The organism is Halotolerantifilum yawarlongkerapense (genome assembly GCF_054506745.1).
The window spans coordinates 747413-760197 of record NZ_CP199719.1 but is presented as its reverse complement, the minus strand read 5'-3'; the positions used below and the strand labels follow the sequence as shown (position 1 = coordinate 760197).

Annotated in this window: 12 protein-coding genes; 10 read left to right on the top strand and 2 right to left on the bottom strand. The window is 50.6% G+C overall.

Features of this window, described 5'->3' with window-relative positions; translation table 11 throughout:
• Positions 1-96 precede the first annotated feature (96 nt).
• A complete protein-coding gene (locus ACULM0_RS03680) occupies positions 97-774 on the top strand; it encodes a YczE/YyaS/YitT family protein (protein ID WP_463679116.1) in 678 nt (225 codons plus the stop codon).
• Between the two features lie 121 nt (positions 775-895).
• Here ACULM0_RS03680 and ACULM0_RS03675 read toward each other — a convergent pair whose 3' ends face one another.
• Positions 896-2095: a MalY/PatB family protein gene (locus ACULM0_RS03675; RefSeq protein ID WP_463679115.1), complete on the bottom strand. Its 1200-nt coding sequence runs from the start codon at positions 2093-2095 to the stop codon at positions 896-898.
• A gap of 234 nt (positions 2096-2329) precedes the next feature.
• Between ACULM0_RS03675 and ACULM0_RS03670 the strand changes: the two genes are divergently transcribed.
• The 9 genes from ACULM0_RS03670 (at position 2330) to ACULM0_RS03630 (ending at position 11671) form a co-directional block, all read left to right on the top strand.
• Positions 2330-3037 carry a helix-turn-helix domain-containing protein gene (locus ACULM0_RS03670; protein ID WP_463679114.1) on the top strand — a complete coding sequence of 236 codons (708 nt, stop codon included), beginning with the start codon at positions 2330-2332 and terminating at the stop codon, positions 3035-3037.
• Positions 3038-3194: 157 nt separating this feature from the next.
• Complete coding sequence (locus ACULM0_RS03665) at positions 3195-3710, top strand: YdeI/OmpD-associated family protein (RefSeq protein WP_463679113.1); 516 nt, start codon at positions 3195-3197, stop codon at positions 3708-3710.
• 42 nt (positions 3711-3752) lie between these two features.
• Positions 3753-4328, top strand: coding sequence for a GNAT family N-acetyltransferase (locus ACULM0_RS03660; protein WP_463679112.1), 576 nt, complete (start codon positions 3753-3755; stop codon positions 4326-4328).
• An 18-nt stretch (positions 4329-4346) separates the two neighbouring features.
• The gene (locus ACULM0_RS03655) at positions 4347-5171 is read left to right on the top strand and encodes a class I SAM-dependent methyltransferase (protein WP_463679111.1); all 825 of its coding nucleotides are present in this window, start codon (positions 4347-4349) and stop codon (positions 5169-5171) included.
• A 213-nt stretch (positions 5172-5384) separates the two neighbouring features.
• Entirely contained in the window at positions 5385-6011 is a 627-nt protein-coding gene (locus ACULM0_RS03650; RefSeq protein ID WP_463679110.1) for a phospholipase D-like domain-containing protein, read from the top strand.
• A gap of 281 nt (positions 6012-6292) precedes the next feature.
• Positions 6293-7867, top strand: a complete 1575-nt coding sequence (locus tag ACULM0_RS03645; protein WP_463679109.1) for a nuclease/transposase family protein — start codon at positions 6293-6295, stop codon at positions 7865-7867.
• Positions 7868-8050: 183 nt separating this feature from the next.
• Positions 8051-8593, top strand: coding sequence for a phospholipase D-like domain-containing protein (locus ACULM0_RS03640; protein ID WP_463679108.1), 543 nt, complete (start codon positions 8051-8053; stop codon positions 8591-8593).
• Between the two features lie 3 nt (positions 8594-8596).
• Positions 8597-10588 (top strand): DUF3427 domain-containing protein, encoded by a 1992-nt coding sequence (locus ACULM0_RS03635; RefSeq protein WP_463679846.1) that lies wholly within the window; start codon positions 8597-8599, stop codon positions 10586-10588.
• A gap of 111 nt (positions 10589-10699) precedes the next feature.
• Positions 10700-11671 carry a sigma-54 interaction domain-containing protein gene (locus ACULM0_RS03630; RefSeq protein ID WP_463679107.1) on the top strand — a complete coding sequence of 324 codons (972 nt, stop codon included), beginning with the start codon at positions 10700-10702 and terminating at the stop codon, positions 11669-11671.
• A gap of 28 nt (positions 11672-11699) precedes the next feature.
• Here ACULM0_RS03630 and ACULM0_RS03625 read toward each other — a convergent pair whose 3' ends face one another.
• A complete protein-coding gene (locus ACULM0_RS03625) occupies positions 11700-12749 on the bottom strand; it encodes an IS30 family transposase (protein WP_463679106.1) in 1050 nt (349 codons plus the stop codon).
• Positions 12750-12785 lie beyond the last annotated feature (36 nt).

The following is a 12785-nucleotide window of genomic DNA, read 5'->3' as shown; positions in this document are numbered from 1 at the left end:
CCCCCATAGGTGATCGGTGGGGAGGTTGATTGCGTTTTCTATGGCCAGTCGATACATCTTGGCGCCTAGTGGATTCATCGTGGAAGGAAGTGTATTATGGATCGATGGACAGGGTATTTGATGAGGATTATCCTCTACTGTGTGGGGCTGATGGTCTTGGCCTTTGGGGTCGTTTTCTCCATCAATTCCAATCTCGGGGTTTCCCCGGTCAGCTCTTTTCCCTATATTCTCAGTCTGATCACCGGTGTTGATCTCGGTATGATGGTAACGGCCACGCTCATCTTTTATCTCTTCTTGCAGTTTGCCATCGAGGGCAGGTCCTTCAAATGGATCAACCTCACGCAGATTCTTTTTTCCTTTCTCTTCGGTTATTTCGTGGATTTTGCAAAGGCTGTCCTCGGCTCCTTTGCACTGCCCACTTATTTCGGACAGCTCACTCTCCTGGGCATCAGCATCGTCTTGGTGGCAATCGGCGTTTCCGTCTATATGGACGCAGGCATCATGAACATGCCCATGGAAGGCCTGATGACGACCGTGAGCAAAAAGACGAAAAACAAGTCCTTCGGTCAGGTGAAAGTCGTCATCGACACCTTGGTCGTCATGACGGGTATCGTCCTGTCGCTGATCTTTCTCGGGAGTCTCCAGGGCATTCGAGAGGGCACGGTTCTCTGCGCGATCCTCGTGGGCAAGCTGATTCCCCATGTGAAGCGTGTCACGCGACCTGTTTTCAATCGAATCGGACAAGTGGATGAGGCGATTGAGACAATCCGTTAATGGATACAGCAATCTGATCAGAAAGGAGGATGATTTCTGTTTGCGGAGACATCCTCAGTAGATAGTATTTAAATCATGAAGAAAAGACCGTGGATTCTGAGAATCCACGGTCTTTATTCATCTACAAATTCTTTTCTATGGCCTCGGCGATCCGCTGGAGCCCTTCCTCAAGCACCGAACGCGGGCAGGCCAAGTTCAAACGGATGAAACCCGCGGAGTTTTGTACGAACATGTCCCCGCCTTCGAGGAGTACACCGGCCTCGTTGGCGAAAAAGAGGGGAAGATCCACATCGGGCGCCAAATAGGCGGAGACGTCCACCCAGGCGAGATAAGTGGCCTCAGGTACCTGGAATACTGCTTTAGGGAGATGCTTCTCAAGGAATGCTTTTGTGAAAGCAAAATTCTCGTCAAGATAGACTTGTAGGGCCCCTAGCCAGTCTTCTCCTTTTTCGTACGCAGCCTGGGAGGCTGTGACGCTCAGCGGATTATCAAAATTGTAGTGACGCTCGAACCAGACCTTTCGCAGCGCTTCACTTCTGATCAGGATGTTCGAGATCATCAGCCCCGCCATGTTGAAGGTTTTACTCGGTGCCATGCAGGTGATCAGTTTATCGTAATCCCGCATGACCTTTCCCAGGGGGATGTGCTGCTCGCCGACGCGCAGCAGGTCGCAGTGGATTTCATCCGAGATGACCCAGAGATCGTTCTGCTTGGAGATCGCGGCAATCCGCTCGAGTTCAGTTTGGGACCAAACCCTTCCCGTTGGGTTGTGGGGATTGCATAGAATCAGGAGCTTGGTCTTTTCATCGGATGCCTTCTTTTCGAGATCCTCGAAGTCGATCCGGTAATAGCCATCTTGGTCAACCAGGTCGGAGCAGACCGCTTCCTTATGGCTGTGATCGGCAGCGTATTTGAAATAGGCATAGGAGGGGGTGAGAAAGAGCACTTTTTCATCGGGCGCCAGGATGTAATCGACCAGTTCGAAGAGGGCAGGGATGATGCCGTTGGACATGACGAGTTCCTCTCGTTCGAAGGACCATCCGTAGCGACGCTCGCACCAGGAGGCGAAGGCATCGTAGTAGCCCTTGTCGAAAACGCGCGTGTATCCGAAGATCCGCTGGCCGAGGCGGTCCCTGATCGCATCGATGATCACTTCTGGTGTGGCGAACTCCATATCGGCCACCCACATGCGGATAAAGTCCTCATCCTTGTAGGGGAAAACCATGGTGTCATCGGCGTGAAATATGTACTCCCTGAAGCCGTCGGTGTTCATCGCATTGGTGTTCTGCCGGTCGATGATCTCGTCAAAATTGTAGTCCATCTGATCCATCCTTTCTCGTGTGCGTACAACGTATCGGTGAGTAAACTGTATCATTTGACCGTAGGAAGGTCAAAACCATAGTAGTTTCCTTTGAAGAAACTATTTAACGAAAAAGTCTATTCATAATAGAAAATCGTCCACCGATCTGATAGGATGAAAGAAAAGTCTGAAAATAGAGGTCCGACCAATGCATTTGTCAATTCTGAAGCAACAAAACAGGAAGGAGGGATACCCATGGCAGCAATCAGCAACGAGGTCGGTCGCCGGATCCGCACCTACCGCAAACAGAGAAGGATGACTCTCGAGCAATTGGCCGGACAGATTAACAAGAGCAAGGCGACCGTTTCCAAATACGAGAAGGGCGAGATTATCTTGGACATCGAAACCCTTTATGAGATCGCCGAGGTGCTCAGAGTGCGTTTGGACCAGCTACTTTTCAAACCACAGGAAGAAGTTTTACCGACTTCGGGAGCGACAACGCCTGCCTTCTTTGACAATTTACCGCGGTTTTACGCCTATGTCTACGATGGTCGAGCCAACCGTATCATACGGTGTGTGTTCGATGTCCTGGCGGCGGAAGGGGAGTCCCGTTACAAGGTCAAGATGCATATGAACTTTGACCACTATGAAACCTACGAGAACAGCGAGAACACCTACTGGGGTACCATCGAGCATTTCGATGCGCTGACGCGTATCGTTCTGCAGAACAAGGACACGCCCATTGAACAGGTCAACATCAATATCTTGGCGTCTTTTCTCGATTCCGAGACCAAATGGGGTCTGTTCTGTGGGGTTTCGTCGCGTCCCATGATGCCCGTAGCCGTCAAAATGCTGTTCTCAAGAAAGATCTTGGAAGAGAACGACCGGTTGGAACGAGAGCTGAAGGTATCCAGAGAGGATATCCGTCTGTTCAAGCATTACAACATGTTCTCGGTCACATAAAACAAATCGCTTTGACCTTACAGTCAAGGTGTGGCCTTGAACGATGAATCTCTAGCATAGGATTAAGGTGTTCTTTCGATTCGGCACACCACCCAAGGGTAAAATGCTGATTAAAGAGGCGTCGTACGAACAAACTACGGCATAGGAGCTGATCAACATGTTGACGTTTGACACTAAAATCATACAGGTCAAGGACTGGAAGATCATCCGATTGCCGCGCTCCGTGAGCGAGGAACTCCCTTCTAGGGGCATGGTCGTTGTGAAGGCTTGGATCGGCGCATCGGAGTTTATCCTCCCGCTCGAACCGGACGGAGAGGGAAGTCACTGGTTTAAACTCAGGAGCGAAGTGGAAAGGGTGATTGATCAGGATGAGCTGACCCTTTCCATCGAATCGATCGATGACTGGCCCGAGCCCGAGGTCCCTGCAGATCTGTTTGAAGCCATCGATTGTGCGGGACTCGAGATTTTCTGGACATCGATCACGACAAAAGCGCGGTGGGAATGGGTGCGTTGGGTGCGTGCCACGGCCAATCCCGAGACGCGCGAGAGAAGGGTCGCCGTTGCTAGTTCCAAGATGGCCGATGGCGAGAAGAGACCCTGTTGCTACGATCACAGCCGGTGTATGGAGCTCCATGTAGCGAAAGGGGGAAAACTAAACGTCACCGGCGACTAGATAGATATTGGCTCGTAAGGAATGAAAGAGAAGGGGGATCCCATGAGACCGATCGACTACAGAGACTACTTCTGGCAGGATGAAAAAGTGCGTCTCACCGCGATGAAAGAAGACGACGGGACCTTCTACTACTACAACCGATTCGATACGCCGGCACGGAGACTGCTCAACTGTGAAGTGGAGCCACCTCCGACCGAATCCGAATCCCGGGCCTTTGTCGAAAAGTTCATCGACTTCAAACCCGGCACCGGACGGTTGATGCTCTCCATTGAGAACCACGGAGGCCAGACAGTGGGGGCGGTGAATCTCAACTCCGTCGATGAGCATCACGGGACCTTCAGCGTCGGGATGCTCATCGACCGCGATCACAGGGGGAAGGGGTACGGCACAGCGGCCATGCGCATCTTGCTCAGATACGCCTTTTTTGAGAGAAGGCTGAACAAGTACTATGGTCATGTGCTCGAGGGCAATGTTCCCTCGGCCACGATGCTCAGGAAACTCGGTTGCAAGGAAGAGGGCGTTAGACGACAGATGATTTACACCAACGGTAGGTACCACGATGAGATCCACTTCGGCCTCACCCGCGAGGAGTTCGAAGCACAAAATGTATGTGACTAATCCAGAGGGAGAAAACCTATGCAGATGAAACAGGTCTTTCAACATTTGAAGAAACCACCGCTATACAGCCCCAGTACGAGCGCCTTTTGGGATGATGCGCATATCTCCAAGGGCATGCTCGAAGCCCACCTCCACCCCACATGGGATGCAGCCAGTCGAAGCCATGCATTTATCGATCGTTCGGTCGAGTGGATAGCTCGAGTGGCACCGCCGGAGAACTACCCAAGGCTCTTGGACCTCGGGTGCGGTCCAGGTCTTTATGCCGGTCGGTTTCACCGGAAGGGTTACCAGGTCACCGGTGTTGATTTCTCAAGACGCTCGATTGCCTATGCCAAGGAACAGGATCCGGATATAGACTTCTTCTACCAGAATTACCTGGAGATGAACTACGAAGGAGCCTACGATCTGGTGACACTGATCTTTTGCGATTACTCGGTGCTATCGGATGAAAACAGGGCAACACTCATGGAAAGGATCTACCGGGCGTTGAAACCCGGTGGGAAACTGGTTTTCGATGTTTTTACTCATCGGCATTTTGAAGATTGTGACGAGTTGAAAACATGGGGTCTGCAGGAGCAGGGTGGTTTCTGGAAGCCCGGTCCTTATCTTCATTTGGAATCACATGATATCTACAGTGAGGACGTGCGGCTCGACCAGCACGTGATTTGTGATGAGCAGGGACAGGTGGATGTGATCAGGAACTGGTTCCGATCCTTCACACCGGAGAGCCTTTTGGAGGAAACGCGCGCTGTGGGTTTTGCTTCCCACGAGTTTTATGGGGATGTATCGGGCACGCCCTATACCCAGTCATCGAAAACCCTCTGTTTTATCGTGGAGAAGTAGGTAACGAGTTGGAGCACCAGGGCAAAGAAAAAGCGGGCATCGGCCCGCTTTTCCATCATCAGAACAGTTCGGTTTTGCTTTCCGCTACCAAGTTATTTCTAAAATGAGTGGTCTCCATAAGGGCTTACCTCCTGTAGAACGGTATTTGCGTTCTCTACTCCTATCATACCCATTATCATCTGCTGAAGTCGATCCGATCGAAAGGATGATCTCATGGCAAGTCTGAAACTATACGAAACACTGATCACCAAATTACTGAGCGCGCGTATCGGTCAGTTGCCGGAATCCGAACGCCTCTTGATCGAGAACCTCGATGCCACCGAGTCGGGAACCGTCTTTGCCCTGTACATGAAAGCAGCCCTCGAACACGGGCTCAGGCACTACAAGAAGAAAGAGGCGCTCTCGGACCAACTGTCCATCACCAACGAACTGATTGCGCGCCTTGCCGAGCTGACCCTCGATGAGGAGCTAGATGCCTGGTTGATCGAGGAGGCCAAACTCCTGAGGGCCTCAGTGGATATACCCATGAAAGAGAGCGAAATCAAAGAGCGGATCCCTCAGACCTCTGCGGCTCGGTCGAGCCTTTTCACGGGCAACCGCCACGAGCCCCAGGTCTACCGGGAGCTTAAGCGCGAGATCGCCACGGCGGACCGCGTGGACCTCCTGGTCTCTTTCATCAAGCACAGTGGCTTGCGGCTGATCTACGATGACCTGGCGGAGCACACCCGAACGAAACCCCTCCGTGTGATCACAAAAATTCTGCGCAAGGAAGCTGCCACATTTATGTGTGCAGAGGAATTGCGTGCACTGGGTCTTTTGTCATTGATGCGCTCTAGATAACCAAAGAAGACAACATCTACAGATTCATCTATTGAGAGGAATCGTCTTCAGCGCTCTTAAAGAATCTTCCGTTGTTGAATAGGAAGACTGTGCTCAGGTGGCGTATGAGCATGAGTACTTTGTTGATGTGTATTCTCGAGAGTAAAGGAAATTTCTTGAAAGAAAAAATTGTTTGCATATGGAGCTCTTTTATACAAACAAACGTTTCTTTTTGTTGGATGATTTGATAAAATATACATAGATCAAGATTCAAACACGAAGAATTACGGGGTGGTGTTTTTGTGGCCAAGAAAAAGAAGACCGCAAGTTTCGTCCTGACCTTGAAGCTCGATACCGAGAAGCACCAATCGGACATCATGAACAAGCGTTTCGGAGTCTCCAGAAAAATCTACAACGCTTGTCTCGGCGAGATCTTAAAGCGCTACAAGCACCTCAAACGGAGCCGTGCATACAAAACAGCACTTAAGGAATACCTATCCGTAAGGGATGAAATTTCCGAGGTTGCATCGAAGCATCCTAAGAAAGAGATGCCCGCTGCTGTTAAGGGCGAGTTTAAGATGCTCGAAAAGCGAAAAAAGGAATTCTCGAGAACCCTTTCGGACCTTCGCATTTCTCATGGTGTTACGGAGTATCAACTGCATGCCTTTGTCGGACCTATGAACCGATACTTTGGGAAGAATACGGACATCAATACCGCCCAGAAACTTGCCACAAGAGCATACCGGGCTCTTGAGAAAGTCATGTTCTCTGATGGTGAATACGTCCACTTCAAACGATTCGGTGGACTAAATTCTGTAGAGGGAAAAACCAACCGATCGGGTATTCGCTTTAAAGAAAATGCGATTTGCTGGAATGGGCTCAAGATCCCCGTGATGATTCGTAAGAATGATCTCTACGCACAGGAAGCCCTTTCGAGAAGTAGAGTGAAGTACTGCCGCATCGTCCGCCGTTTTGTAAAAAACAAGTATGCCTTCTACGTCCAACTGGTGATGGAGGGGACCCCTCCTCCAAAACGGAATCCAGACGATACAGTAAGAAGAACGTATGAAAAGGGACGCGTCGGAATTGATCCGTCGCTTCAGAGCATAGCCGTATCAAGTACTACGAAAGTTTCTTTGGTGGAACTGGCACCTTCTGTTGATTCGATGGATCAAAAAATCCGGAGAATCCAGCGGTATCTCGACAGGAGTAGGAGAGCCACAAACCCAGATCTTTTCAACGCCAACGGCACCGTTAAGCGCGGAAGACATAAATGGGTGTACTCCAACGGATACATGAGGGCGTTTTTCGAACTAAAGGAACTCAAGCGAAAGAAGCGGATGGTGTTGCGGCAGGAGCATAATATCCTGGCGAACGAAATCCTTGCTCTCGGAACAGAAATCTACGTCGAGAAGATGGATTTCAAGGCGCTCGCAAAACGTGCGAGGCATACAGAAATTTCCGAGACGACAGGTCGATACAAACGGAAGAAGCGATTTGGGAAGAGTATTGGAACGAAAGCACCAGCGCAGTTTCTGACCATTCTAGATCAAAAGCTACAAGCCATCGGAAAAGAGCTCCTTTACATCAACACCTACACTTTCAAGGCGAGTCAGTATAATCATGTGACAGATATATACACGAAAAAGAGTCTGTCCCAAAGATGGACTTCGGTGGGGAGCCTAAGGGTTCAACGGGACCTTTATAGCGCCTTTCTCATCATGAATAGCCATGAGAATCTACAGCACACCAACAGAGATCGGTGTTTCGATACATTTGAACATTTTCTTAGGTCACACGATCAAGAGATTGAACGACTTAGAAAAACAGAAGATATAAAGCTATTCTCAAGTTTCGGTGTAACTAGAACCGCCTAGTACAGGTAATGGGGTCGAGCTGCCGGCCTGAAGCTACCGCCAACACTTCATCAGGGGTGTAGGTAGTAAAGTCCAGATCAACGGAGTGAGTTTTGTCGATCGGACAACTTTTTTCGGCTTAGAAACTTCTAGTCATTTGGAACCTGCCGCATTCATGCGTGCAGAGCAGTCAGCACCAGCTATTTGGGCGCCACGGATCTGAAGGCCATCGAAATGCTGGCCGCTCTACCGAACACCGAGATCAAGATTTCCTACGATACAAAAAGGACGCGCCTGCACGCCAAGGCTTATTTTTTCGAGCGGGACACGGGGTTTTCCACGGCCTACATCGGCTCATCCAACTTGTCCCGCGCCGCCCTGAGCGAAGGGACGGAGTGGAACCTTAAGGTCTCCGCCTACACCTCGCCAGAGATCATCCAGAAGTTCAAAAACACCTTTGAATCCTATTGGCACCTCAGGGAGTTCTCGACCTTCGATGGCCAGAAATCGGAGGATATCGAGCGTCTCAAGCACGCCATCGCTGGCGAGAAGGCCATTGACTTTGAGATGGAAATGGTCCACTTCGACCTCAAGCCCTACTCCTACCAAGAGGAAATCCTGGATCACCTGGAGATCGAGCGGACCGTGCACGGGTCTTACCGAAATCTCGTGGTCGCCGCCTTCGACTTCAAGCGCTTCTACAAAGAGAACCCTGGGGCAAAACTCCTTTTCATCGCCCATCGCTAGGAGATCCTCCAGCAGAGCATGGGTACCTTCCGGGGCGTCTTGCGCGATCAGAATTTCGGCGAGCTGTGGGGCGGCGGCTATGTGCCGACCGACTACCAGCATCTATTCGCCACCGTCCAAACGCTAAACAGCGGTGATCAGTACAGCCAGTTTGCGAAGGACCATTTTGATTATATCGTCATGGACGAGACCCACCATGTGGCCGCGGACTCCTACCGGAGGATCGTGGAATACTTCCGGCCCCAGATCCTACTGGGACTGACCGCCACGCCTGAGCGCATGGACGGCATCGATATCCTGGGCGACTACAATGACCGGATCGCCTACGAGATCCGTCTGAGCCAGGCCATCGAGCAAAACCTCCTCTGTCCCTTCCACTACTTTGGTGTCACGGACACCACGGACCTTTCCGATGTCAAATGGGAGCGGGGAAAGTACGCAACGAATGATCTCGGTGTTACCTACATAGGCGATCATAAACGCGACCAAGCGATCTTGTCCGCTGTTTCAAAGTACGTGACGGATCTCAATAGTGTCCGCGGTCTAGGCTTCTGCGTGGACCAGGCTCACGCCGCCCATATGGCCCGGGTTTTCAACCGGGCGGGCATCGTAGCTGAAGCCCTCGATGCCAACACGCCAAAAGGACTGCGTAGATCTGTTCAAAAGCGTCTGGAAAGGAGGGAGATCCGCTTCATCTTCACCGTGGACCTGTACAATGAGGGCGTCGATCTTCCTTTCGTCGACACAGTTCTGTTCCTCCGACCGACGGACTCGGCCACGGTCTTCATCCAGCAGCTGGGACGCGGGCTAAGGCTCCATGAGGAAAAGGAAGTGCTCACCGTCCTCGATCTGATCGGACAGGCCCACAAGCAGTACGACTACCGGATGAAGTTCCAAAAGCTCATGGGGCGCACCTCGCGGTCGCTCCGGGAGGAGTTTGAACACGACTTCCCATCGATCCCGAGAAACTGCTTTATCCAGCTTGAACGCTATGCCAAGGCGTACGTACTGAGAAACCTCGAAAGCGGCAAGATCCGGACGAGCAAACTCCGCCAGATGGTCGCGGCCTACCGAGCCGATGTGGCCCATCCGCTCACCGTGGGGAACTTCCTCCGCTTCTACGATCTGGACGCACTGGAGCTCTACCACTATTCTTTTCTGACAGAGTTTAAAAGTCCTAAGGGATATTGCGTTGATGGAAAATCTCCACTAGTTTCCGTGAGCAAGCTCAAGGATCTCTTTTCTAAGGTGGCCATGATCGATGACATCGGATGGCTACAGTTCCTAAGAGCCTACCTCCGGCATCCGAAGGAGAAACTGGATCCACGGGAGGCAAGGCAACTGCTGATGTTCCACTACACCCTCTTCACCGACGCCCCGGAGATGCCACTCCACAAAGAAATGAAAGCGATCATAGAACATTCGCCGGGGATCGTAGCGGAGCTCCTGGAGCTCATCGACTACAACCTGGATCTCGCCGAGAACATGCCCAAGGTGGTGGAAATTCATCCGGACGTGCCGCTCGAACGCCACGCCAGCTATAGCCGGGACCAGATCCTGGCGGCTCTGGGAGAGAGTACCGAGGATAAGAAGATGCCCCTGCGAGAGGGCGTCAAGTATGTCGCGGCCTTGCACCTGGATCTTTTCCTGGTGACCCTGAACAAGTCGGAGAAGCATTTTACCGAGTCGACCCTATACGAGGACTACGCCCTGGATGAGCATCTCTTCCACTGGCAGTCCCAGAGCCGGACCACCGTCACGAGTCCCACCGGACAGCGCTACATCCACCAGCGGGAGAATGGATCCCGCGTCCTGTTCTTCGTGCGCGAGAACAAGCAGGATGTCTATCGCAATGCGGGGGTATACACCTGCCTGGGTCTCGCCGACTACGACAGCCACTACGGGAGCGCACCGATCAGCATCGAGTACCGCCTGCGAGACAGGATGCCGATCGAGATCTTGAGCCAGTCCAATCAGTACGTGGATATCGGATAAGCGGTCAATTGCGTTTTTCATAACAACCACTCGATTGGTTGTTCGAGTCCAAAGTCAAGGCAACTCCTCTGTGCTATACTAGTTTTACTAGGAAAAGAGAGGGAGAGTCTAATGGATCACAATCTGAGACAACAGAACATTCTCTATAAGAAAATGATGGAAATCTCTGACGATGGTTACCTGATTGTTGATGAAGATGGAATGATCACGGAAATCAATGAGACATATAGTCAATATCTTGGTCAGATCAAGGAGAATATGATTGGTAAACATGTTTATGATTTTATTCCAAACTCTAAACTACCCACGCTCATGGAAAGTGGGGAGACTGAGGTGGGGGTTCTTCACAAACTCGTCGAGGATCAAACTCCGTTGAACGAGAAGTACGTAGTTGTCTCGCGAGCGCCGGTTATGGATGGAGATCATGTGATCGGAGCGGTTGCGCAGATCAAGTTCTCCAAGAACACCGTGATGCTAGCGGGAAAACTTAGGGAAAAAGATAGTGAGCTCGAGTATTACAAGAGCGAGTTGAAGCGACTCAAGATGAATCATTATACCTTTGAGAATATGGTTGGCATCAACTCCAATTTACTCGAGGCCAAACGAGTGGCAAAAAAAGCTGCTTTGAACGATCTCACGGTTTTGATACACGGTGAGACCGGGACTGGGAAAGAAGTCTTCGCCAGCGCCATCCACTATGCTAGCTCGAGATCAAGCGGTCCATTCATTCGTGTGAACTGTGCGGCCATTCCAAATGAACTCATGGAATCTGAACTCTTTGGATATGAAGAGGGTGCCTTCACCGGTGCTCGGAAAGGTGGAAAAAAAGGTAAGTTTGAACTTGCTAATGGAGGAACGATCTTCCTTGATGAGATTGGTGATCTGCCTCTCAACATGCAGGCAAAACTCCTGAGGGTCCTTCAAGAACGCGAAGTCGAAAGAGTAGGGGGCACCAGTACGATCCCGATAGACGTGCGGATTATTGCCGCTACAAATAAAGAGCTAGTCAATGAAATCAAGGAGAAACACTTCCGTATGGATCTCTATTATCGTTTCCTCGATTGCAATAGCAAATTGAAATAGTGAGCCAATATGTAACCGATGGACTAATCTAACTGCATCTAAGTAATCCTAGTTTTTCCTCAAAGGCTTCTTCAGGGGTGCTATACCCCAGGATTTTGCGAGGCAATGTGTTACACCAGAGCTCGATCCAAGCAATATACTCAGCAGAGAAGTCATTTAGGCTTTTCCCTTTTGGGATGAACCTTCTGATCATTCCGTTATGTCGCTCGTTAGTGCCACGCTCACCTGAGGTATAGGGATGAGCGAAGTAGACGCTGGTTTTGATGTGCTCCTCTAGTGAAGCTAAACCTGAGAACTCGGTGCCATTATCGCTCGTGATGCTTTTGAAGACCTCCGGGGTGAACGCTCCAAATGTGGTAGTCAACTCCTCTAGAGCCTCCATAACGGCGTGTGCCGTTTTACTGGGTATCTTGATGATCAACTCATAACGCGTCTGCCTCTCTGTGAGCGTCAAGAGTACAGGCTCTCCCGTGGTCTTCTTGCCGATGACCGTGTCAATCTCCCAATGTCCGAATTCGCTGCGGTCATTGATGTGTTCTGGGCGTTCTTCGATACTTGTCCCTAGCTTGAGCTTATTCTGCCGTACGCGAGCGGGTTTACTCGAACGACGAACTTTCAGAGGGAGATCAAGGTTGATGATCTCAAGAAGGCCTAGGTCGATATAGTTGTAAAGGGTCTTCGTACAGACCATTTCTGAGGGTGCGAAAAGCCCTAGTTTTCGAGCTTGCCCAACGATGGCGTCGATCGAATGTTTGCTCTTTCTGAACTGTTTCATAACATGCTTGATGAAAGCTCTGACCTCGAGCAGCTTGTATTGTTTCTTCGAGTTTTCCCGATTACGCTCGTAAATGAGCTGGCCGGTATCTGGATAGTAGATCTTTACCTCGCGGTCGTTTTTGATCTGGGTGACAGTACCTCTTTCGAGCTCGACTCGAATCGTGTTATACGCTCGTCCTAGCTTCTTTGCGATGGCATAAGCGCTGTAGCCCTCTTTGAGCAGAGATGCAATTTCACCCCGCTCAAATGCACTTAAATGTTTATTCTTTCGGTCAACTGGTGTATCATTGATGGTATCCATAGTGATGCCCTCCTTATAATTGTTTGTGGTGAACTA

Excerpts from the sequence above, each read along its gene's own strand:
- ACULM0_RS03680 (WP_463679116.1), top strand. The coding sequence starts at position 97 with ATGGATCGATGGACAGGGTATTTGATGAGGATTATCCTCTACTGTGTG.
- ACULM0_RS03675 (WP_463679115.1), bottom strand. The coding sequence starts at position 2,095 with ATGGACTACAATTTTGACGAGATCATCGACCGGCAGAACACCAATGCG.
- ACULM0_RS03670 (WP_463679114.1), top strand. The coding sequence starts at position 2,330 with ATGGCAGCAATCAGCAACGAGGTCGGTCGCCGGATCCGCACCTACCGC.
- ACULM0_RS03665 (WP_463679113.1), top strand. The coding sequence starts at position 3,195 with ATGTTGACGTTTGACACTAAAATCATACAGGTCAAGGACTGGAAGATC.
- ACULM0_RS03660 (WP_463679112.1), top strand. The coding sequence starts at position 3,753 with ATGAGACCGATCGACTACAGAGACTACTTCTGGCAGGATGAAAAAGTG.
- ACULM0_RS03655 (WP_463679111.1), top strand. The coding sequence starts at position 4,347 with ATGCAGATGAAACAGGTCTTTCAACATTTGAAGAAACCACCGCTATAC.
- ACULM0_RS03650 (WP_463679110.1), top strand. The coding sequence starts at position 5,385 with ATGGCAAGTCTGAAACTATACGAAACACTGATCACCAAATTACTGAGC.
- ACULM0_RS03630 (WP_463679107.1), top strand. The coding sequence starts at position 10,700 with ATGGATCACAATCTGAGACAACAGAACATTCTCTATAAGAAAATGATG.
- ACULM0_RS03625 (WP_463679106.1), bottom strand. The coding sequence starts at position 12,749 with ATGGATACCATCAATGATACACCAGTTGACCGAAAGAATAAACATTTA.